General features: G+C 69.6%; 18 protein-coding genes. 13 read left to right on the top strand and 5 right to left on the bottom strand.

What is annotated here, in order from left to right; all coding sequences use genetic code 11:
* Window positions 1-24 precede the first annotated feature (24 nt).
* The 4 genes from ACZK4S_RS03265 to ACZK4S_RS03250 all read left to right on the top strand — a co-directional run bounded on the left by ACZK4S_RS03265 (window position 25) and on the right by ACZK4S_RS03250 (window position 3995).
* Entirely contained in the window at window positions 25-942 is a 918-nt protein-coding gene (locus ACZK4S_RS03265; protein ID WP_463643342.1) for a dihydrodipicolinate synthase family protein, read from the top strand.
* Window positions 939-1856, top strand: a complete 918-nt coding sequence (locus ACZK4S_RS03260) for an ROK family protein (RefSeq protein WP_463643341.1) — start codon at window positions 939-941, stop codon at window positions 1854-1856. The genes ACZK4S_RS03265 and ACZK4S_RS03260 overlap by 4 nt, the downstream gene beginning before the upstream one ends.
* Window positions 1857-2537, top strand: a complete 681-nt coding sequence (locus ACZK4S_RS03255; RefSeq protein WP_076061166.1) for an N-acetylmannosamine-6-phosphate 2-epimerase — start codon at window positions 1857-1859, stop codon at window positions 2535-2537.
* 372 nt (window positions 2538-2909) lie between these two features.
* Window positions 2910-3995, top strand: coding sequence for a sialidase family protein (locus ACZK4S_RS03250; RefSeq protein ID WP_463643340.1), 1086 nt, complete (start codon window positions 2910-2912; stop codon window positions 3993-3995).
* Between the two features lie 17 nt (window positions 3996-4012).
* Here ACZK4S_RS03250 and ACZK4S_RS03245 read toward each other — a convergent pair whose 3' ends face one another.
* Complete coding sequence (locus ACZK4S_RS03245; RefSeq protein ID WP_463643339.1) at window positions 4013-5176, bottom strand: VldE C-terminal domain-containing protein; 1164 nt, start codon at window positions 5174-5176, stop codon at window positions 4013-4015.
* A 101-nt stretch (window positions 5177-5277) separates the two neighbouring features.
* Window positions 5278-5889, bottom strand: coding sequence for a beta/alpha barrel domain-containing protein (locus tag ACZK4S_RS03240; protein WP_076061159.1), 612 nt, complete (start codon window positions 5887-5889; stop codon window positions 5278-5280).
* A gap of 83 nt (window positions 5890-5972) precedes the next feature.
* Here ACZK4S_RS03240 and ACZK4S_RS03235 point away from each other — a divergent pair, with 83 nt between their 5' ends.
* Window positions 5973-7340 carry an MFS transporter gene (locus tag ACZK4S_RS03235; protein WP_463643338.1) on the top strand — a complete coding sequence of 456 codons (1368 nt, stop codon included), beginning with the start codon at window positions 5973-5975 and terminating at the stop codon, window positions 7338-7340.
* A gap of 37 nt (window positions 7341-7377) precedes the next feature.
* On the opposite strand, the gene ACZK4S_RS03230 is transcribed toward ACZK4S_RS03235, so the two are convergent.
* Entirely contained in the window at window positions 7378-8469 is a 1092-nt protein-coding gene (locus ACZK4S_RS03230; protein ID WP_463643337.1) for an LCP family protein, read from the bottom strand.
* 104 nt (window positions 8470-8573) lie between these two features.
* On the opposite strand from ACZK4S_RS03230, the gene pgi reads away from it, so the two are divergent.
* The 5 genes from pgi to ACZK4S_RS03205 all read left to right on the top strand — a co-directional run bounded on the left by pgi (window position 8574) and on the right by ACZK4S_RS03205 (window position 14044).
* Window positions 8574-10247 (top strand): glucose-6-phosphate isomerase, encoded by a 1674-nt coding sequence (gene pgi, locus ACZK4S_RS03225; protein ID WP_463643336.1) that lies wholly within the window; start codon window positions 8574-8576, stop codon window positions 10245-10247.
* Window positions 10248-10287: 40 nt separating this feature from the next.
* Window positions 10288-10923, top strand: coding sequence for a SanA/YdcF family protein (locus ACZK4S_RS03220; protein WP_463643417.1), 636 nt, complete (start codon window positions 10288-10290; stop codon window positions 10921-10923).
* A gap of 96 nt (window positions 10924-11019) precedes the next feature.
* Window positions 11020-11979: a CAP domain-containing protein gene (locus tag ACZK4S_RS03215; protein WP_463643335.1), complete on the top strand. Its 960-nt coding sequence runs from the start codon at window positions 11020-11022 to the stop codon at window positions 11977-11979.
* A 45-nt stretch (window positions 11980-12024) separates the two neighbouring features.
* Window positions 12025-13362, top strand: coding sequence for a TrkH family potassium uptake protein (locus ACZK4S_RS03210; RefSeq protein WP_076061146.1), 1338 nt, complete (start codon window positions 12025-12027; stop codon window positions 13360-13362).
* Window positions 13355-14044: a potassium channel family protein gene (locus ACZK4S_RS03205; RefSeq protein WP_463643334.1), complete on the top strand. Its 690-nt coding sequence runs from the start codon at window positions 13355-13357 to the stop codon at window positions 14042-14044. The genes ACZK4S_RS03210 and ACZK4S_RS03205 overlap by 8 nt, the downstream gene beginning before the upstream one ends.
* Window positions 14045-14057: 13 nt before the next feature.
* Here ACZK4S_RS03205 and ACZK4S_RS03200 read toward each other — a convergent pair whose 3' ends face one another.
* On the bottom strand, window positions 14058-15401 hold the full coding sequence (locus ACZK4S_RS03200; protein WP_463643333.1) for a UDP-glucose dehydrogenase family protein: 1344 nt from the start codon (window positions 15399-15401) through the stop codon (window positions 14058-14060).
* Between the two features lie 93 nt (window positions 15402-15494).
* On the opposite strand from ACZK4S_RS03200, the gene ACZK4S_RS03195 reads away from it, so the two are divergent.
* The 3 genes from ACZK4S_RS03195 (at window position 15495) to ACZK4S_RS03185 (ending at window position 20383) form a co-directional block, all read left to right on the top strand.
* A complete protein-coding gene (locus ACZK4S_RS03195; RefSeq protein ID WP_463643332.1) occupies window positions 15495-17090 on the top strand; it encodes a xylulokinase in 1596 nt (531 codons plus the stop codon).
* Window positions 17091-17256: 166 nt separating this feature from the next.
* The gene (gene argS, locus ACZK4S_RS03190; protein WP_463643331.1) at window positions 17257-18900 is read left to right on the top strand and encodes an arginine--tRNA ligase; all 1644 of its coding nucleotides are present in this window, start codon (window positions 17257-17259) and stop codon (window positions 18898-18900) included.
* A gap of 82 nt (window positions 18901-18982) precedes the next feature.
* Window positions 18983-20383, top strand: coding sequence for an MFS transporter (locus tag ACZK4S_RS03185; RefSeq protein ID WP_463643330.1), 1401 nt, complete (start codon window positions 18983-18985; stop codon window positions 20381-20383).
* Between the two features lie 5 nt (window positions 20384-20388).
* Here the strand turns inward: ACZK4S_RS03185 and ppgK are convergent, their stop codons facing one another.
* The gene (ppgK, locus tag ACZK4S_RS03180) at window positions 20389-21171 is read right to left on the bottom strand and encodes a polyphosphate--glucose phosphotransferase (protein WP_076061140.1); all 783 of its coding nucleotides are present in this window, start codon (window positions 21169-21171) and stop codon (window positions 20389-20391) included.
* Window positions 21172-21204: the final 33 nt, after the last annotated feature.

The raw sequence follows: 21204 nt of genomic DNA, 5'->3' as shown, positions 1-21204 counted from the left end.
TACCTGAAAGAGAACCGCATCATCATGCAGAAACTGCGTGGCATCGTCCCTCCGGTCGTCACCCCCATGTCCCCCGACGGCACCATCGACCTCGACAGCCTCGACCGTGTCGTCGACCACCTGATCGACGCAGGCTGCACCGGCCTGTTCGTGCTGGGGTCGTCCGGACAGGTCGCCTACCTGACCGACTCTGAGCGTGACGCGGTCGTCGAGCGCACCGTTCAGCGCGCCGCCGGCCGCGTGCCGGTGCTCGTCGGCACCCCCGACCTCAGCGCACGCCGCATGGCCGAATGCGGGCAGCGCGTCGCCGCCCTCGGCGCGGACGCCATCGTGGTCACCTCGCCGCTCTACGCGCTCAACGACATGGCCGAGATCGAGGATCACTTCCGCATCGTCGCCGCCAATGTCGACGTGCCGGTCTACGCCTACAACGTGCCGGTGCGGGTGCACAGCTACCTCGCCGTCGACATGCTCGTGCGCCTCGGCCAGGAGGGCGTGCTCCGCGGAGTCAAGGACTCTTCCGGCGACGACGTCGGCTTCCGTCGCCTCGTGCAGGCCAACAAGGCGGCCGGTTCGCCGCTGGAGTTGCTGACCGGCCACGAGGTCATGGTCGACGGCATGGCGCTGCTCGGCGCCGACGGCGCGGTGCCGGGGCTCGGCAACGTCGACCCCGCCGGCTACGTGCGCCTCTGGAACGCCGCCGAGAAGGGCGACTGGGCCGAGGCGCGCAAGGAGCAGGACCGCCTGACGCGTCTCTTCGACATCGTGTTCGTGCCGAAGGGCATGTCCGGCGACGCCGGCGGGATCGGTGCTTTCAAGCAGGCGATGGCCAGCCTCGGCGTGATCAGCTCCGCCGCCGTCCCGGCGCCGCTGCGCCCGCTCGACGCCTCGTGTGTCCCGGCGATCGAAGAGATCCTGCGAGAGGTGGACCTGCTCGCATGAGCTACGCGGTGGGGGTCGATCTCGGCGGCACGAAGACCGCCGTCGCCCTGGTGTCCTCGGACGGGGTCCTGGGCGATGTGGTGACCGCGCCGACCCCTGCCGCGCAAGGCGGTGAAGCGGTGCTGGACACGGTCGCCGCCCTCGTCCGCCAGATCGCCCCGGACGACGTCGTGGGTCTCGGGGTCGGCACCGCCGGCGTCGTGGACTCGCGCGCCGGACGGATCATCTCGTCGACGGACACGTTCCGTCACTGGGTGGGCACAGACGTGAAGGCCGGCCTCCGCGCCCGCCTCGGCTGGGCGCCGGGCCGCCGCATCCAGGTCATCAACGACGTCGACGCCCACGCGATGGGCGAATACCGCTTCGGCGCCGCCCGCGGCCTCGAGTCGCTGTTCATGGTGGCCGTGGGCACCGGGGTCGGGGGCGCTCTCGTCCTCGACGGTCGGCTGCGCACCGGGGCCCACCACGTCGCGGGGGAGATGGGGCACATCCCCACCCCCGGGGCCGAAGCGCTGCGGTGCCCCTGCGGCCGCCTCGGTCACCTCGAGGCCATCGCCGCCGGGCCGTCCATCGAGCGGCGCTACGCGTCGCTGGGCGGTGACCACGCGTCGGGCCGCGAGATCATGGCCCGCGCCGCGAGCTACGACGACGATGCGCTCACCGTCGTGCGGGAAGCCGCCGTCGCGCTGGGCAAAGCCATCGCCGGTGTCGTCACGGTGGTGGACCCGGCCGCCGTCGTGATCGGCGGGGGAGTCGCCGATGCGGGCCCCGTCTGGTGGCAGCCGTTGCGCGACACCATCCGCGGCGAGGTCGTTTCCGTCCTCGCAGAACTACCCGTACTGAAGGCCGAACTCGGATCGTCGGCCGCCCTGGTCGGCGCCGCCGCCCAGGTCTTCGCCAGCGAGGAGAAGTAAATGGACGTCATCGCCCAACTCAAGGGCAAACTCATCGTCTCGTGCCAGGCCTACCCGGGCGAGCCGATGCTGGACCCCAACACCATGGCCCAGGTCGCCGAATCCGCCGTGCGCGGCGGCGCCGCGGCCATCCGCGCCAAGGGGCTCGACGACCTGCGCGCCATCCGGCAGCGCGTCGACGTGCCGCTCATCGGCCTGGTTAAGGTGGGCGCCAGCGGCGTGTACATCACCCCGACGCTGAAGGACTGCGTCGAGGTCGCCGAGACTGGCTGCGAGATCATCGCGATCGACGGCACCCGTCGTGAGCGCCCCGACGGCCGCACGCTGGCCGAGACCATCGCAGAGTTCAAGGCCCAGTTCCCCGACGTGCTGGTCATGGCCGACTGCGGGTCCGAGGGCGACGCCGTCGCCGCTCAGGAGGCGGGCGCCGATCTGATCGGCACCACCCTGGTGGGCTACAGCGGCGAACGCCCGAAGACCAAGGGTGTCGACTGGGAGGCCGTGGACCAGATCCTCGCCGCAGTCGATCGCCCCGTGCTCGTCGAAGGCCGGGTCCACTCGCCGGAGGCGGCGGGGGAGGCGATCAGGCGTGGCGCCTGGAGTGTCGTCGTGGGTACCGCGATCACGCATCCCGCCACCATCACCGGCTGGTTCGCCGAGGCCGTCGACAACGCTGGCTGACCTTGCCGGCCCATTGCTCAGTCTGAGCTTGGGACGTGAAGACGCGCGGGTATCCGCGAAGGGCGGGGAAAGAAGGGTGCGAGTGTTGTCCCTCCGCTGTTCGGGCGACGTTGGCTCTGCGTGTGTTGGGGTGGACTCGAAACTCGCACCCTTCAATCCCCGACCTTCGCTGTAGGTTTCGCGGTCGTTGTGCCGCCGCCGATACCGTTCGTAGCCGGGTAGCCGGAGCGTCCGAGGACGGGGTACGCCGCTTCTGATCGTCCCTGCCGGGCAACATCGACCTGGGTGCGGTCCGGTGCCGCGATCACACTTGCAACCCCCCGTCCTCGGACACTCCTTGAGCCTGGGGAGGCGGCCAGAAAGGCTAGATCCATGTTCACACTCGCGAAGACAGGCGAACCGCTCGAAGGCTCGGCCTTCGACGCGCCCTGCTACCGAATCCCCGCCCTCGCGGTGACGCCCACCGGGCGGATCATCGCCGCCTGGGACGTTCGTGCGGACTGGCGCGACCTCCCCGGCCCCTTCGACCTCGTCCACCGCGTCTCCGACGACAACGGCGACACCTGGTCGGACGTCCGCGTCCTCCGGGCCCGGACCGCCAAGGGCGGCTTCGGTGATGCCAGCTTCGTCGTGGACCCCTCCGGCACCATCTACTGCTGGTACGTCGGGTCGACGGGGCGGTCGTTCTTCACCGCCGACGCCGGGCCCGACGGCGAGGGCCTCAGGCTCTGGCTCGCCACGTCCATCGACGACGGCGACACCTGGACGCACCGCGACCTCACCGCCGAACTCAAGCCCGACGACGTCACCGGCATGTTCGCCTCCTCCGGCCACGGGGCCACCCTCAGCACCGGGCGGCTCGTGCAGCCGTTCGTGCTGCGCACCCTGGACGAACAGCACTACGTCGCGATGGCCTACTCGGACGACAGCGGCGACACCTGGCAGCTCGGCGAGCGTATCGGCCCGGACTGCGACGAGAACAAGGTGGTCGAATTGCCCGACGGCAGCGTCCTGTTGCACGCCCGCACCCGGCCCCGCCGACGGTGGGCGATCTCCCACGACGGTGGCCTCACGTTCTCGGCACCGGTGCCGCACGAACAACTGGTCGACCCGGCCTGCAACGGCGGGCTGGCCCGTTGGGGAGACGACCTCGTCTGCACCCTCCTCGACGACCCCCGCGAGCGACGGCGACTCGCGCTACGCGTCAGCTCCGACGGCGGCGCCACCTGGGGCGACTCCGTGCTGCTCGACGCCGGAGCCGCGGCCTATTCCGTTGCGGCCGAACTGCCCGACGGGCGCCTCGGCGTGATCTGGGAGGCAGGCGACTACGCCGCGCTGCAATTCATGGCCCTCAGCCGCACCGAGGTTGGGCTCGACGGGGGAGCGGTCACCGTCGTCCCCGTGGAGAGCCCCGGCGGCAGCGCGGCACCGCCAGAGGTCGCCCCCGACGGCTCCTGACCCCTGGCGGTCAGCCGTCAGCGCACCGAGATGTGCACGTGGTCGTAGTGGTTCGCGGACACGGAACCACGGTCCGACATCGGCCGCCAGCCGTCTCCGGCGCGCTGCGTCGTCCAGATCTGCTGTGCGTAGATGACCTCGATGATGCCCAACTCGCCGGCGTTGGCGCGGGCCCAGCGGGCGATGTCCCAGCCGTACTCACCGCTGACCATGACGTCGATCGCCTGACCGCTGCCGTGGTAGCTGTCGGTGTCGCCGGGGCGGTAGCCGCCGTAGGAGGTGACCCTCGGGAACTCGGCACACACCACCCGCAGCACGTTGGCGGTGCGGTCGGTGAGGTTGCGCTCCAGGCCGGAGGCCTGCTCGCACACCGCGGCGGGTGCCGCGGCCGCCGAGCTGGAACCCGAACCCGAGGCGGCCTCCTGCACGGCCTCGACGCCGGGCTTGCTGTCGGTGAGGAACGTGCCCTTGATCCAGCCGGCCTCCCCGTCGAGCGACACCTGCCGCCAGCCGTCCACCTCCCAGGCCGTCGTCGCGACCTCGGCGGCTTCAGCCAGCGAGGACCGCACATCGAACTCCGTGCCGGGGCCGGTGCGTACGTTCACGGCCGCGGTGACGAACAGCGTGCTGGACGCCTCGCCCAGCGCGGTGTAGTCGACGGCGGGCTCCTCGACGACCTCCGCCACCGGCTCTGCCGACTCGACCGCGGCGGGCGCCGATTCGGCGACACCGGCCACTTCGCCCGAGGCCGCCTCGTCGGAGACCGCTTTGGCCGGCGCCGGGGCCGGGGCAGGGGTGCTGGGCGTCACCACGGGAGTGGGCGTCGGCAACGCGGGATTCGCGGCAGCGGCGGCGGCAGTGTCGAGCGGCTCCCGGGAGGGCGACGGCGAGGCCGACGGCGACAACTCCGGCCTGGCCTGGCTCCGGGACACCCCGAGGTTGGCCACCGGGCGCGCAGACTGCACCGTCTCCGTGCTGTCAGCCGGCTGTCCCAACCAGAACACACCCGCGGCCAGCCCGCCGACCGTCAGCATGGCGAGCGGCGCCATGGCGAACCGCACCGCCCTGCCCCGTCCGCGGGTGAGGCCAACCGCCCTGCGGGCGTCTGTCACTGTCTGGAGTTCGGCTGCGTCGTCCTGCACTGCGGCATCGTTCGCTGCGGCCCGTTTGGGTGTTCCCATACCTTCGTCTTTCCTGAGAATGTCTTAAGATTTTCTCAGGATAGGTCGTGTTTGAGTGGAATCCAAGCTGAGGGACATCGCCTCCAGTCAATGCCGAAACGTCAGTTCCCGGGGTCTGTCACGAGGCGGCGCTCCAGCGCGATGAAGGAGTTGCAGCGATCCCGCAGCTGCGACAACGAGCCGCCGTCGAACGCGTCGCCGAGCAGCGTCTGGTCCACCCCGACGGCGGGGGCGCCGGCCTTGAACCATTCGCCCGCCGCGTACGCCCCGATGCCGCCCAGGGGGACGACCCGGTCCACGACGCCGAGTTCCTTGAGCCGAGCTGCCATGGCATGGCCCACCACGTCTGCGGGGTACAGCAGCGCACCGTTGGACAGCTGCAGTGCCGCCCGCACCTCGCGCGGGGTCATGGCGGAGCACCAGCATTCGAGCCCGCGCTCGTCCGCCGCGTCGGCGACATCGCTGTCGGCCACGTCCGAGAACACGAAGGCGGCTCCCGCTTCGGCTGAGCGGTGCACCTCAGCGCTCGACGACACCCTCAGCGCGCCGAAGTCGGCCCGTGCACCGAAGATCGTCGTCACGTCCGCGAAGGCCGCCGCGCCGGCCGGGAGGGCGAACCGCGAGAACCCCTCCTGGACGAGCACCTCGATGACGCCGACGTAGTCGTCAAGCGACGCATCAGGCAGGCACACCACAATTCCACGGAGAGTCATGGCGACCATCTTGCCGTACGCCTGCCGTCGCCCGAACCGGCGGCCCTATCGCGGCGCCCCGGCTTGGGCCTAGGCTTCCGCGCATGAGCCTCAACCTCAGCCGCGCGCAGCGTCTCGACGAACTGCCCTACACCCGCAAGCACAGCAAGCTGCTCTTCGGCTCCGGCATCGGCTGGGCCCTGGACGCGATGGACATCGGGCTCATCTCCTTCATCATGGCCGCGCTCGCGTCGGAGTGGGGGCTGGGTTCCGGGCAGCTGTCCATGCTGGCCTCCATCGGTTTCGTCGGGATGGCGGTGGGCGCCTCGCTGGGCGGGCTGCTGGCAGACAGGATCGGCCGCCGCCAGGTCTTCGCCCTCACGTTGCTGATCTACGGCATCGCGACGGGGATCTCGGCCCTGTCCACCGGCCTGGTGATGCTGATCGTTCTGCGCTTCATCGTCGGAGTCGGCCTCGGCGCAGAACTTCCGGTGGCGTCCACCCTCGTCAGCGAGTTCGCGCCGCGCAAGATCCGCGGCCGCGTCGTGGTGGCGCTCGAGTCGTTCTGGGCCATCGGCTGGCTGGGCGCGGCCACCATCGGCTACTTCGTCGTGCCGTCCGAGAACGGTTGGCGGTGGGCGCTCGCCTTGGGCGCGGTGCCGGCCGCTTACGCGCTGTTCGTCCGCTTCGGGCTGCCCGAATCTGTCCGTTTCCTGGAGGCGAAGGGCAGGCACGCGGAGGCGGAGCGGGCGGTGCGCGAGTTCGAGGACGCCGCGGGCGTCACCGTCGACGACCGCGACAAGGCGCCCGACGCCCCGGTCACCGCCGCAGCGAAGGTGACGAAGAAGGAACTCTTCGGCGATCGCTTCCGCCGGCGCACCGTCGCGCTGTGGCTGGTGTGGTTCGGGATCAACTTCTCCTACTACGGCGCCTTCATCTGGCTGCCGACGCTGCTCTTCGAGGGCGGCATGACACTGGTGCGCTCGTTCGAGTTCACGCTGTACATGACGCTGGCCCAACTCCCCGGCTACCTCGTCGCGGCCATCCTCATCGAGGTGTGGGGCCGTCGCCCCACCTTGGTCACATTCCTGGGCGGCTCCGTCGTCGGTGCCCTCGCCTTCGGCATGGCGCCCGCCATCGCCGAGTCGCTGGCGCCGGGCAGCGCCTCCGCCGCCTATGCCATCACGCTGGCCGCAGGCTGCACGTTGAGCTTCTTCAACCTCGGCGCCTGGGGCGCCCTCTACGCCATCACGCCGGAGGTGTATCCGACGGCGGTGCGGGCCAGCGGTGCGGGCGCGGCCACGGCGTTCGGCCGGATCGCGGCCATGGCCGCACCGCTGCTGGTGCCCGTGATCGTGGGCGCAGCCGGCCGGCCCACGCTGTTCATGGTGCTGGGTGGCATGTTCGCCATGGCCATGGTGGCCGCGTGGTTCCTCCCCGAATACACCGACAAGGCGCTCGAGGAGGCCTGACCACGCGAGCTCCGCGCCCCCAGGGGACCGCCCCCACTCATTCGTCCGGGTCCACCTGCGGCAGCTTGGCGTAGGAGTCCGCGCCGTAACTGCTGAAGTAGTGCTCCATGGTGTCGGTGGACAGCGCCTTGGCCAGCATCTCCAGGCGACCCTGGTCCACCACGTCGACCGACTGCCCGTCGATCGTCGCGAACCCGCGGATGGGGGCCTGCAGCATCCGCACCCCGTCGGCGCCGAAGATCCGCAGCTGCGTGCCCAGGTTCGTGACGTACCCGTTGGTCATCTGGTCGTCCACCGTGAGGGTGTCCGCCACCTGCCCCACCACGTCGTTGAACCGCGTCGGGTTGGTGATCGTGTCCGGCGTCGCCAGCTTGCGGATGATGGCCTTGACGACGGTGCGCTGCCGGTAGGCGCGGTCGAGGTCGCCGTTGGGCAGCGACTTGCGCTCCCGGACGTAGGTCAGCGCGCGCTCGCCCTCCAGGCTGATCTCGCCCTCCTCGAACCTGTTCGCGCCCTGCCCCGAGGCCCACGGGTTGTAGACGGTCACGCCGCCGACGGCCTCGGTGAGGTTGACGAAGCCCTCGAAGTCGATGACCACGGTGTGGTCCATCCGCACGCCCAGCAGGCTCTCGAGCGTGCGCACCGTCAGCGGCGCGCCGCCCCACGCGTAGGCGGCGTTGATCTTGGCCTCGCCCCGCTCGGGCACCTCCACCCACATGTCGCGGGGGAATGAGATGAGGTAGACGTGCTCACGGTCGCCGGAGACGTGGGCCACCATGAGCGAATCGGAACGGCCGGTGTCGCCCTCCCGGGAATCCGAGCCCATGAGCACGAAGTTGACCGGGGCGGTGGCCTCCGGCTTCTCCGGATTGGGAGCGGCGGGGGAGGGGCGGCCCACATACTCCGACGGCGTGAGCCCCGGGTCGCGCTCGATGCTGTCCAGTGCCACCCAGCCCCGGCCGACGTAGAACGCCACGACTAGGGCGGGGATGAGCAGCACGAGGATGCACACCATGAACACCACGAACAGCGGGCCGCGCCGCTTCTTCGCGCGGCCCGCCCCGTCGTCGGTGCCCTGCTCCGGGGTCTCGTCGCCGTACTGGTCATCCTCGGGGAGGGCTCGCTTCATGCCCCTCATTGTGGCCGGTGTCCGTCGGGTGGCCAACCGCACCCTCCGCGTCTGTGTGACGCCCCGGCGGGACGCCGACCGGGGGAGCGTTCTAGGCTGGGCCCATGAACACTCCGGTAGACGCCACTGCCACAGAGGCCTGGGCAGACCTTCGCATCCTCAAGGACGCTCTCGTCCCCGACCTGCGCCACTGGTTCGAAGCTGATCCGCATCGCGCCGAGGAACTCACCTTCGACCTGGCCGACCTCCGGGTGGACCTCTCCAAGAACCTCATCACCGAAGACGTCGTGGGCGCGCTGGTGCGCCTCGCAGAGCAGGTCAATCTGCCCGAGCGTCGCGACGCGATGTTCAACGGTGAGCGCATCAACGTCACAGAGAACCGCGCGGTGCTCCACACGGCACTGCGCCTGCCGGCAGATGCCGAGCTCACCGTCGACGGGCAGGACGTCGTGGCAGACGTGCACGAGGTCCTCGGGCGCATGTACGCGTTCGCGGACCAGGTCCGCTCGGGCGAGTGGAAGGGCGTCACCGGCAAGCGGATCGAAACGGTGGTCAACATCGGCATCGGCGGCTCAGACCTGGGCCCCGTGATGGTCTACGAGGCCCTGTTGCCCTACAAGCAGGACGGCCTGGAGTGCCGCTTCATCTCCAACATCGACCCCAACGACTGCTACGAGCAGGTCAAGGACCTTGATCCCACCACGACGTTGTTCATCGTCGCGTCGAAGACCTTCACCACGCTGGAGACCCTCACCAACGCACGCATGGCCCGCGACTGGCTGCTGAACGCGCTCGTCGCCGACGGCGCCGTCGACGATTCCGACGAGGCCCGGGGCGGTGCGATCGCCAGGCACTTCGTCGCGGTCTCGACGGCGCTGGACAAGGTGGCCGAATTCGGCATCGACCCCGCCAACGCGTTCGGCTTCTGGGACTGGGTGGGCGGCCGCTACTCGGTCGACTCCGCCGTCGGCCTGCCGGTGGCGATCGCGATCGGGCCGGACGGGTTCCGTGATTTCCTGGCCGGCTTCCACGCCGTCGACACGCACTTCCGCACCGCGCCTGCCGAGCGCAACGTGCCGCTGCTGATGGGCCTGATCAACGTCTGGTACGTCAACTTCTTCGACGCGCACAGCCACGCGGTGCTGCCCTACGCCCAGTACCTGCACCGGTTCGCGGCCTACCTGCAGCAGCTCACCATGGAATCCAACGGCAAGTCCGTGCGCTGGGACGGCAGCCCCGTCACCACCGAGACCGGGGAGATTTTCTGGGGCGAGCCCGGCACCAACGGCCAGCACGCGTTCTACCAGCTGATCCACCAAGGCACCCGCATCATCCCGGCAGACTTCATCGCGGTGGCCAACCCGGCGCACCCCGTCAAGGACGGCGAAACCGACGTCCACGGGCTCTTCCTGGCCAACTTCTTCGCGCAGACGGCCGCGCTGGCGTTCGGCAAGACCGCCGAGGAGGTCCGCGCCGAGGGCACTGCGGAGGAGATCGTGCCCGCCCGCGTCTTCGAGGGCAACAAGCCCACCACCTCGATCATGGCGCCGGCGCTCACCCCGTCGGTGGTGGGCCAGCTCATCGGCCTCTACGAGCACATCACGTTCGTCCAAGGCGTCGTGTGGGGCATCGACTCGTTCGACCAGTGGGGCGTCGAGCTCGGCAAGAAGCTCGCCCTGGAGATCGCCCCGGCGGTCTTCGGTGACGCCGAGGCGCTGGCCCAGCAGGACCCGTCCACGCAGTCCCTCGTCAGCTGGTACCTACAGAACCGTGACTGAACCGCAGCCCTCCACCCGGCCCCGACGGTGGCGCACCGCGCTGATCGCCGTCGGGGTGGTCGCCCTGCTGGGGGCGCTTCCGGTGGTGTTGAGCGCGGGGAGGGTGGCGTTTCTCGCGTCCGGTCACGTGCACACGGTGCAGGACGTGCCGGAGCGGCCCGTGGGCATGGTGCTCGGCGCCAAGGCTGACCCCTCCGGGCCGTCGGCGTTCCTCGCCGCCCGGCTCGACGTGGCGCTGCGCCTGTTCCAGGAGGGCAAGATCCGCGCCGTGCTGGTCACCGGCGACGGCGGGGCCGACTCGAACAACGAGCCGCTCATCATGCGCCGGTACCTGGAGGAGCGGGGCGTGCCGGCGGACCGGATCGTCGAGGACCCGGCAGGCTTCGACACCTACGACTCGTGCGTGCGGGCCCGCGACGTGTTCGGCGTGGCGGAGATGACCGTCATCACGCAGGACTACCACCTGGGCCGCACCATCGCGATCTGCCGCGAGGTGGGCGTCGACACCGTCGGTGTCGGCGACACCAGCATGCTCGGCCGCTTCCCCTACAACTGGGTCAAGGGCTGGGTCCGCGAGTTCCCGGCGAACCTCAAGATGGAGTGGGACCTCCTCACCGGGCGGCGCCCACAGGCGGACGCGCCGGACCCGTCGCTGCTGGCCGCGGCCCAGTCCTGAATCTGGCGCCGGGCCGCGTGCCGTTGTCCGTCGGTGGCGGGGGGCGGTGTTACCGTCTTAACCGCAAGCCCCCCACTTCCCCGGAAGGTGCTCACCGTGAAGAGACTGTTCGCCCTGATGTTCATCGTGGCCGTTGCGCTCGCAGGGCTGGTCGCCCCGCGGGCGGAGGCAGACGAGGCGTCGCAGAAGGCCAACGTCACCGACATCGCCACCATGGTCGATGCGCACAACACCATCCGGGTGTCCAAGGGACTCAAACCGTTGAAGTTCGTGCCGAAGGTGGCCGCGGCCATCGCGCAGGACTGGGCCATCTCCATGCAGAAGGCCGGCAAGATCTCCCACAACGACGACTTCCGCTGGGACGGGGCCGAGGCCTGGGGCGAGAACGTCGGATGGAACGTCGGCTATGCCAATCCTGTCCAGACGATGATGGACGACTGGATGGCCTCGGACAGCCATCGCGCCAACATCCTGGAGGCGTCCTACACCCACATCGCCGTGGGCCTGGTGCGCTCTGAATCAGAGATCTACGCCGCGGTGAACTTCTACAAGGAGCCGCTGATCGACGCCGGCACCGCCTATGACTCGGGAACGCAGTGGCTCACCGCCGTGCAGCAGAACATCACCGCGATCAACCCGGCGAAGGCCGACGACGTCTACTCCAAGACCGGCACCTACGCCTACAACAACCGCCTGTGGAAGGTGGCCTGCGAGCCGTATTCCCAGACGCAGCGCTGCCGCACGGACATCTGGGCCACCGTCATCTCCTACAAGAGCGGCAACTACCAGCGCAGCACCGGCTGGGCCTTCAACAACCTGACCTACCAGCCGTCGGCGCGCAGCCTGTGGGCGGGCAACCCGTTGGCCACCAAGGGCGACCACGTCATCAGCGGCCGCAAGTGGCGCACCGACTGCGACTCCGCCGCCACCGGGCGCAACGGCTGCCGCTCCTACATCCAGGCTCCTGTCGTCACCGCCACCGCCAAGGCCGGCGGCGGCTACACGTTCACGTCGAAGGTCGACTACGTCTTCAACAACATCGTCCGCTTCAAGTAACACTCCGCAGTGGTGCGCGGCCCCGCGGGGGTCTAGTGTGACGCCGTGCTCAACGCGCTACGTCGGCTGTCCCCGGTGCGGGCGATCTTCGTCGCCTTCACGACGGCGGCCTGGGTGGGGATCGGCCTCCTCATGCTCCCGATCTCCAAGCGGGGCGCCGGTGGCGCCTCGCTGATCGAGGCCATCTTCACCGCCACTTCCGCCATCTGCGTCACGGGCCTCACCATCGTGGACACGGCGTCCTACTGGACGCCGTTCGGGCAGGTGGTCATCCTCGCCCTGATCCAGATCGGTGGCTTCGGCGTCATGACGCTGGCCACCCTGATCGGCCTGACGGTGCTGGGTAAGCTGTCGTTGCGCTCACGCCTCACCGCCGCCGTCGAGAGCCACATGGAGGGCCCGGGCGGGGTGCCCCATGTGCTGGGCGGCATCATGAAGACCACCGTCGCGATCGAGGCGGCGACGGCCCTGCTGCTGACGCTGCGGTTCTGGCTGGGGTACGGGCACAGCCTGCCCCAGGCGGCGTGGCACGGGCTCTTCCACTCGGTGTCGTCGTTCAACAACGCGGGCTTCGCCCTGTTCGCGGACAGCCTGATGGGCTTCGTGGGCGACCCCTGGCTCCTGCTGCCGATGGCGGGCGCCACCATCCTGGGCGGCCTCGGCTTCCCCGTGCTGCAGCAGCTGTGGCGCCACCACGCCGACCTCCTCGCGTGGACCATGAACACCCGCATCGTGGTGATCATGACGCCCCTGCTGCTGGTGGGCGGCACCGTTTTCATCACGGGCCTGGAGTGGACCAACCCCGGCACGCTCGGCCCCCTGGCGTGGGACGACAAGCTGCTGGCCGGCTTCTTTCAGTCAGTGCAGACCCGCACCGCCGGCTTCAACTCGATCGACATCGGCGCCATGCACGCCGTCACGCTGTTCGGGATGGACGTGCTGATGTTCATCGGCACCGGCCCGGCCGGCACGGGCGGCGGCATCAAGGTGACCACGTTCGCCGTCCTCTTCTTCATCATCTGGACGGAGGTGCGCGGCGACACCGCCGTCCACATCTTCGGCAAACGCCTCTCGCGCGCCGTGCACCGGCAGGCCATCTCCGTCGCGCTGTTGGCGGTGGCGCTGGTGGTGCTCGCCACCATGATCGTCCTGTTGCTGAGCCCCTTCCGCCTGGACGACGTCCTCTTCGAGGTCATCTCGGCTTTCGGCACGGTGGGGCTGTCCACCGGCATCACCGCGCAGTTGGATGCCGGTTCGCAGTTGGTGCTGTGCTTCCTCATGTACGTCGGCCGCCTCGGCCCGATCACGTTCGCCTCTGCGCTCGCCCTGAGCCCCCGCAAGCGGCTCTACGAACTCCCCAAGGAAAGGCCGATCATTGGTTAATCTGCGCCCCCTCAAGAGGCCGGGCAACGTGCCCCTGGCCGACAGCATCGTCATCATCGGGCTGGGCCGGTTCGGCCAGTCGCTCGCGCTCGAACTCATGCACGACGGGGCCGACGTCCTGGCCATCGACCGCGACGAGGACCTGGTCCAGCAGTTCAACGGCAGGATCACCCACGCGGTGCTGGCGGACGCCACCCGCGAGGACGTGCTGCGGCAGCTGGGGATCCACGAGGCCACGCATGCCGTCGTCGCCATCGGCGACTCCGTCGAGGCCAGCCTGCTCACCAGCTCGCTGCTCATCGGCTTCGGCATCCCGCACGTCTGGGCCAAGGCCGTCTCGGACGCCCACGGCCGCATCCTGGAACAGATCGGCGTGCACCATGTCGTCCATCCCGAGCGGGAGAGCGGCGTGCGTGTGGCACACCAGGTGCGCGCCCAGCTGAAGGACTACATCGATCTGGGTGGCGGCTACGCGCTGGTGCGCACCACCGCGCCCGCGGCGGTGCTCGGCAAGCCGTTGCGCGAGGTGCACGTCCGCTCCGAATTCGGGGTGACGGTCATCGCCTCGAAGCGCGCGGACGGCCGCTGGGTGGACGTCTCAGGCGACTCCGTGTTGTCGGCAGAGGACGAGATCCTCGTCACCGGCCCCATCGAGAAGGCCGAGCGGTTCCACCTGACCTGAGCCGGTCGTCGGCTCACCAGGTGGAGACGCTGCGCCCCATGCCGTAGTAGGTCCAGCCCGCGTCGGCCCAGTCGTGCGGGTTCAGCACGTTGCGGCCGTCGATGATGTTGGGCGTCTTGACCAGGTCGATCAGCGACGCGGGGTCCAGGTCCACGTACTCGCGCCACGGGGTCAGCAGCATGACGACGTCGGCTCCTGTGACGGCCTCCTCGACCGTTTCGGGGACGTTGAGCTCCGGCTGGCGCTGCCGCAGCGTGTGGGCGGCTGCGGGGTCGACGACGGCCAGTTCCGCGCCGCGGGCCCAGAGCCGGCCGGCGATGTCGAGGGCAGGGGAGTCGCGCAGGTCGTCGGTGTCCGGCTTGAAGGTGATGCCCAGCACGGCGATCTTCTTGCCGACGAGGCGGCCCCCGACGGCCTCCTCTGCCAGGTTGACGGCGTGGTCGCGGCGGCGCAGGTTGATGGTGTCGACCTCACGCAGGAACGTGAGCGCCTCGTCGACGCCCAGCTCACCGGCGCGGGCCATGAAGGCACGGATGTCCTTGGGCAGGCAGCCGCCGCCGAAGCCGATGCCCGCCTGGAGGAACTTCTTGCCGATGCGGTCGTCGTGCCCGATGGCCTCGGCCAGCCGCGTGACGTCGCCGCCGGTGGCGTCGCACAACTCAGCCATGGAGTTGATGAACGAGATCTTGGTGGCGAGGAAGCTGTTGGCCGCCACCTTCACCAGCTCCGCCGTGGGGTAGTTGGACAGGATGAGAGGGGTGCCCGCGGCCAGCGGGATGGCGTAGCACTCGTCGAGGAGGGCCTTGGCGCGGTGGCCGCTCTCCTTGTCCTCGGACAGGCCGTAGACGATGCGGTCCGGCGTCAGCGTGTCGCCCACCGCGTAGCCCTCGCGGAGGAACTCCGGGTTCCAGGCCAGGAGGATGTCCTTGCCGGAAGCGGCGAGCTTCGCGGCGATGCCCTCGGAGGTGCCCACCGGCACCGTCGACTTGCCGGCCACCAGCACGGGTTGTCCGTCCTCGGGCACGACGGCGTGCTCCAGGATGGTGTCGACGGCCTGGTTGACGTAGGTGAGGTCCGCCCCGAGCCTTCCCTGCAGCTGGGGCGTGCCCACGCCGATGAAGTGGATCTGTGCGTCGGCGATCGAAGCTGGGTCCGTGGTGAACCGCAACCGGCCGGCGGACACGTGCTTGCGGAGAAGCTCCGGGAGCCCGGGCTCGTGGAAGGGCGCAATCCCCTCCGAGAGTTTGGCGATCCTCGCCGCGTCCACGTCCAGGCCCACGACGTCGTGGCCCAGCTCGGCCATGCAGGCCGCGTGGACAGCTCCCAGGTAACCGCAACCGATCACAGAAATGCGCATGGCCCACAGATTAGCCAGGAATCGGGGGGGAGGGTGCACGCTCCGCGCGTGCTGCGGGATGATGGAGCAGCACACACTCTTCCGGAGGTCACAGTGGATCCCATCATCAACGCCCGCTCCACCGTCGAGCATGGCCAGGCCACGCTCGGCATCGAGTTCGGCTCCACCCGCATCAAGGCCGTGCTCATCGGCCCGGACCTGCAGCCCATCGCCACCGGCGGCCACGAGTGGCGCTCCACGTTGGCAGACGGCGTGTGGACCTACAGCCTCGACGCCGTGTGGTCGGGCGTGCAGGCCGCCTACGCGGACCTGGCCGCAGCGGTGCGCGAGGCGGCCGGGGTCGAGCTGAAGCAGGTGAAGGCGCTGGGCGTCTCGGCGATGATGCACGGCTACCTGCCGTTCGACGCCGACGGCCAGCTGCTCACCCCGTTCCGCACCTGGCAGAACACCATGACGCAGGACGCGTCCGCGGAGCTCACGCAGCTGTTCCAGCACAACATCCCGCAGCGGTGGAGCGTGGCCCATCTGCAGCAGGCCATCCTGCGCGGCGAGGAACACGTCGGGTCCATCGACTTCCTCACGACCCTGGCCGGCTACGTCCACTGGAGGCTGACGGGCCAACGGGTGCTGGGCGTCGGCGACGCCAGTGGAATGTTCCCCATCGACGTTGCCACCGGCACCTTCCATGAGCGGATGCTCGGGCAGTTCGACGAACTGGTCGCAGATCGTGGCTACGGCTGGAAGATCGGCGACATCCTGCCCGCCGTGCTGAGCGCGGGTCAGGACGCCGGCACGCTCACCGACGAGGGCGCGCGCCTGCTGGATCCCACCGGCGCGCTGCAGCCCGGGGCGCCCATGGCGCCGCCGGAGGGCGACGCGGGCACCGGCATGGTGGCCACCAACGCCGTCGCCCAGCGCACGGGCAACGTCTCCGCCGGCACGTCGATCTTCGCGATGGTCGTGCTCGAGGGTGAGCTGAAGGCCCTGCACGAGGAGATCGACCTGGTCACGACGCCGGCCGGCGACCTGGTCGCCATGGCGCACTGCAACAACGGCGCGGTGGACCTGGCGGCCTGGGTGTCGCTGTTCGGTGAGGCGCTGGCCGCCTGCGGCGCCAAGGTGGACACCAACACCCTGTTCGAGTCGCTGTACCGCGCCGCGCTCAACGGCAGCCCCGACGGCGGGGGGATGCTGGCCTACAACTACCTGGCGGGCGAGCACGTCGTCGGCATGGAGGAGGGTCGTCCGCTGTTCGTGCGGCACCCCTCCAGCGCGTTCAACCTGGCCAACTTCATGCGCACCCACCTGTTCTCGACGTTCGGCGCGCTGCGCGTCGGGATGGACGTGCTGCTGAAGGACGAGGGCGTGCGGCTCGATTCGCTGTTTGCCCACGGCGGGCTGTTCAAGACCGAGGGCGTCGCGCAGGGCTTCCTGGCCGCAGCCATGAACACCCCGGTGTCGGTCGGAGAGGTCGCCGGTGAGGGCGGTGCGTGGGGCATGGCCCTGCTTGCGGCGTTCCTCGACGCGGGCGACGTGAGCCTGGCGGAATGGTTGGCCACGAAGGTCTTCGCCGGGGCCGAGATCTCGACGATGGACCCGGACCCCCGCGACGTCGAGGGCTTCAACCAGTTCATGGAGCGCTACCGTCGGGGCCTCGCGATCGAACGAGCCGCGGTCGACGCCAGCTGATCTCGCCGGGCTCCGTTGAGGCCGGCACTCGGGGTGGGGCCCCGGTTCCGCAGGGTCTGATCGGGGCCCGCCCCCCAACCCGGTCGGGCCCCATCAGCCCCCGCTCATTGCGCGCCGGTGCGGCCGAACGGCCGTCGGTTGGGACTGCTTCACGTCAGGTGAAACAATGGCCCTCATGCAGTCTCTCCCCGCGCTCCTGGACGCGCGTCTCCGTGAGGTCGCCGGCGTCGACCCCGAGATGCGTCCCGCCACCAAGCCGCAGTTCGGTCACTTCCAGTCCAACGTCGCGTTGCGGCTGGCCAAGCAGCAGGGTCGGCCGCCGCGCGAGGTCGCGGCGGAGATCGTGGCCAAGCTGGACGTCGACGACCTGTGCGAGCCCCTGGAGATCGCGGGCCCCGGCTTCATCAACTTCCGGATGCGCTCCGACGTCCTCGCGGCGGCTGTGTCGTCGCTGCTGGAGGACCCCCACGGCGGCATCAACCCCGCCAACCACCCGCAGCGCGTGGTCATCGACTACTCGGCGCCCAACGTGGCCAAGACGATGCACGTGGGCCACCTGCGGACCACCATCATCGGCGACTGCTTCAACCGCGTCCTCTCCGCGCTCGGTCACACGGTGATCCCGCAGAACCACATCGGCGACTGGGGCACCCAGTTCGGCATGCTCATCGAGCAGGTCCTCGACGAGGGGCTCGACGTCTCCAAGCTGAGCCTCGACGAGGCGGATGCGCTCTACAAGCGCGCCGCCGGCCGGTTCAAGGAGGACGCCGAGTTCGCCACGCGTGCCCGCGCCCGCGTCGCCGTGTTCCAGGGGGGTGACGAGCAGTCGCTGAGCATCTGGCAGCAGCTCGTGGACATCTCCAAGCCCGCCTTCAACGAGGCCTACCGCCGTCTGGGTGTGAAGCTCACCGACGACGACCTCGCCGGCGAATCCACCTACAACGCCGACCTCCCCGTCCTCGTCAAGGAGCTTGAGGAGAGCGGGGTCGCCGTGGTCGACGACGGCGCCCTCTGCGTGTTCGTCGACGGCTTCGAGGCGCCCCTGATCGTGCGCAAGTCCGACGGCGGCTACGGCTACGCCACCACGGACCTGGCCGCGATCCGTCGCCGCGTGAACGAACTGCACGCCGACCGGATCATCTACGTCACGGACCTGCGCCAGGCGGGTCACTTCGCGCAGGTCTTCGCGGCCGCGCGCAAGGCGGGCTTCCTGCCCGGCGATGTCACCGCGCAGCACGTCGGCTACGGCATGGTGCTCGGCACCGACGGCCGCCCCTTCAAGACCCGCGACGGCTCCGCCGCCACCCTGGGCTCCCTGCTCGACGCGGCCGAGGAGGTCGCGGCGCCGAACATCGCGCTGGCCGCGATCAAGTACGCCGATCTCTCCAACGGCCTGCAGAAGGACTACACCTTCGACGCCGAGCGCATGGTGCAGACCACCGGCGACACCGGCCCCTACCTGCAGTACGCCCACGCCCGGGTCAACCAGATCCTGCGCAAGGCCGAGGCCGAGGACATCCACTGGGGTTCGGTCACCGTGCTCGAGGAGCCGGCCGAACAACAGCTCGCGCTGCTACTGAGCGGGTTCGGCGAGACGGTCGACGAGGTGGCCCACCACCTACAGCCCCACAAGCTCTGCGCCTACCTCTACGACCTGGCTGGAGCGCTCGCGTCGTTCTACGAGGCGTGCCCGGTGCTGAAGTCCGAGGGCGACGTGCGCGCGTCGCGCCTCGCCCTGTGCGCGGCGACGAAGCAGGTGCTGGCCAAGGGCCTCGATCTGATCGGCATCGACGCGCCGGACCGGATGTGACCCACCGGGAGGTCGCGCCGCTCCCGCGTACCTGACGCGGATCGCGGGTTCCGGGGGGCATCGCTGCGTGTTAGGTTGCCTCGTGGGTTCACGAGAGGCAGCAAGACCCGGCACCTTCGGCCGCGTCCTGGGCAACACGGCGGCGGCCATGCTGGGCACCGCCTTCATCTGGTTCGGCATCACCTTCTGGGCCTACCTCGAGACCAGGTCCGTGCTCGCGACGTCGTTCCTCGGCGGCGCCTACATGCTGGGCATGGCGGTGATGGGCGTACCGTTCGGCACCCTGGTGGACCGGCACCACAAGCACAAGGTGATGGTGGCCTCCGCCGTCGGCACGGCTCTGGTGTTCCTCCTGGCCGTGGCCGTCTATCTCCTGACCCCGCCCGAGGTCCTCGTCGACCTGGGGCGGCCGTGGTTCTGGGTGTTCTGCCTCCTGGTGCTCTCCGGGGCCATGCTCGCCAGCATCCGATCCATCGCGCTGGCCACCTGCGTGACCATCCTCGTGGAGTCCGACAGGCGCGCCAACGCCAACGGCCTGGTGGGCACCGTCAACGGCATGACCATGATGGTGACGGGGATCTTCTCCGGCCTGGCCATCGGACAGCTGGGGCTGTTCTGGACGCTGATGATCTCCCTGGCCATCGTGCTGGTCTCCCTGGTGCACCTTCTGACCATCCGGATCCCGGAGCCGGAGATCGTGCACGCCGAAGGGGCGCCGAAGGCCGTGGACTTCAAGGGCGCGTGGCTCGCCGTCGCCGCCGTCCCGGGGCTGATGGGGCTGATCCTGTTCTCCACCTTCAACAACTTCCTGGGCGGCGTCTTCATGGGCCTGCTCGACCCGTACGGCCTGGAACTGGTGTCCGTGGAATGGTGGGGCATCCTGTTCGGCCTGTCGGGCGTGGGCTTCCTGATCGGCGGCGGCATCATCGCCAGGAAGGGCCTGGGCCGGCTCCCGCTGCGCACGCTGCTGTTCGCCAGCCTGGCCATGTGGGTCATCGCCGGGGCGTTCACCATCCGCGATTCCGTCGTGCTCCTGGTGGCGGGCCTGGTGACCTACATGGCGCTGATGCCGTTCATCGAGGGCGCCGAGCAGACCCTGCTGCAACAGGTGGTGCCGTTGGCCAAGCAGGGCCGGGTGTTCGGGTTCGCGCAGGCCGTGGAGGTGTCGGCGGCCCCGATCAGCGCCTTCGTCATCGGGCCGATGGCCCAGTTCTGGCTGATCCCCTACGCGGAGTCGCCCGCCGGGCGGCGACAGTGGGGCTGGTTGCTGGGGCACGGCGACGCCCGGGGCATCGCGTTGGTGTTCGTGATCGTCAGCATCGGCGGCCTGATCCTGACGACGCTGGTCTTCTTCACGCGCACCTACCGACGGCTCAACGCCACGTACGAGGCGGGCGACGTGAACCTCGGCGTCGCCACGCCCGGGGCATCAGGCCCCGTCCCCGGTCCGGACCCGCTGGGCAAGGGGCACAGCGAGTCCTGACGGTGTCAGTGCGGCTTGGCGAGGAGGTCCGGGTTCTCCGCGGCGTCCTGGGCGGCGATGGCCGCACCGATGATGCCCGCGCGGTTGCGCAGCTTGGCCGGGATGATCTCCGTGGTGAGGTTGAGTTGCGGGCCGAACTTGTCCCAGTCGCGGCTCACACCGCCGCCGACGACGAACAGGTCCGGCGACAGCAGCATCTCCAGGCGCGAGTAGTACGGCTGCAGGCGCTCCTCGGTCCAGACCTGGTAGGACAGGCCCTCCTTGTCCTTGACCGACGAGGCGGCCAGGGTCTCGGCGTCCTTGCCCATCATCTCGATGTGGCCCAGTTCGGCGTTGGGGATCAGCACGCCGCGGTAGATGATCGCGGTGCCGATGCCGGTGCCGAGCGTGGTCAGGATGACGAGGCCGGGGTGGCCCTTGGCGGCGCCGAAGTGCACCTCGGCGAGACCGGCGGCGTCGGCGTCGTTGACCAGCGTGATCTTGCGGCCGAGCTTGTCCTCGAGGAACTGGTCGGCCTGCAGGCCGGCCCACTTCTGGTCGAGGTTCGCGATGAACGGGATGCGGCCGTGCACCACGGGGGCCGGGATGGTGATGCCGACGGGGCCGTCACCGATCTGGTCCTTGAACTCCTCGATGATGTCGGCGATGACGGCTGCGACGTTCTTCGGGGTGGACTTCTCCGGCGTGGGGATGCGCTTGCGGTCCGTCAGGAAGTCGCCAGCTGCCAGGTCGACGGGTGCGCCTTTGATGCCGGAGCCGCCAACATCGATGCCAAGGATGATGCTCATGACGCACAAGCGTAGCGGAGCTTGGCACGATCA

This window comes from Tessaracoccus zhenghani, assembly GCF_055326325.1.
This window is presented reverse-complemented; position numbering and strand designations above follow the sequence as displayed.

Excerpts from the sequence above, each read along its gene's own strand:
- ACZK4S_RS03265 (WP_463643342.1), top strand. The coding sequence starts at position 25 with ATGCAGAAACTGCGTGGCATCGTCCCTCCGGTCGTCACCCCCATGTCC.
- ACZK4S_RS03260 (WP_463643341.1), top strand. The coding sequence starts at position 939 with ATGAGCTACGCGGTGGGGGTCGATCTCGGCGGCACGAAGACCGCCGTC.
- ACZK4S_RS03255 (WP_076061166.1), top strand. The coding sequence starts at position 1,857 with ATGGACGTCATCGCCCAACTCAAGGGCAAACTCATCGTCTCGTGCCAG.
- ACZK4S_RS03250 (WP_463643340.1), top strand. The coding sequence starts at position 2,910 with ATGTTCACACTCGCGAAGACAGGCGAACCGCTCGAAGGCTCGGCCTTC.
- ACZK4S_RS03245 (WP_463643339.1), bottom strand. The coding sequence starts at position 5,176 with ATGGGAACACCCAAACGGGCCGCAGCGAACGATGCCGCAGTGCAGGAC.
- ACZK4S_RS03240 (WP_076061159.1), bottom strand. The coding sequence starts at position 5,889 with ATGACTCTCCGTGGAATTGTGGTGTGCCTGCCTGATGCGTCGCTTGAC.
- ACZK4S_RS03235 (WP_463643338.1), top strand. The coding sequence starts at position 5,973 with ATGAGCCTCAACCTCAGCCGCGCGCAGCGTCTCGACGAACTGCCCTAC.
- ACZK4S_RS03230 (WP_463643337.1), bottom strand. The coding sequence starts at position 8,469 with ATGAAGCGAGCCCTCCCCGAGGATGACCAGTACGGCGACGAGACCCCG.
- pgi (WP_463643336.1), top strand. The coding sequence starts at position 8,574 with ATGAACACTCCGGTAGACGCCACTGCCACAGAGGCCTGGGCAGACCTT.
- ACZK4S_RS03200 (WP_463643333.1), bottom strand. The coding sequence starts at position 15,401 with ATGCGCATTTCTGTGATCGGTTGCGGTTACCTGGGAGCTGTCCACGCG.
- argS (WP_463643331.1), top strand. The coding sequence starts at position 17,257 with ATGGCCCTCATGCAGTCTCTCCCCGCGCTCCTGGACGCGCGTCTCCGT.
- ppgK (WP_076061140.1), bottom strand. The coding sequence starts at position 21,171 with ATGAGCATCATCCTTGGCATCGATGTTGGCGGCTCCGGCATCAAAGGC.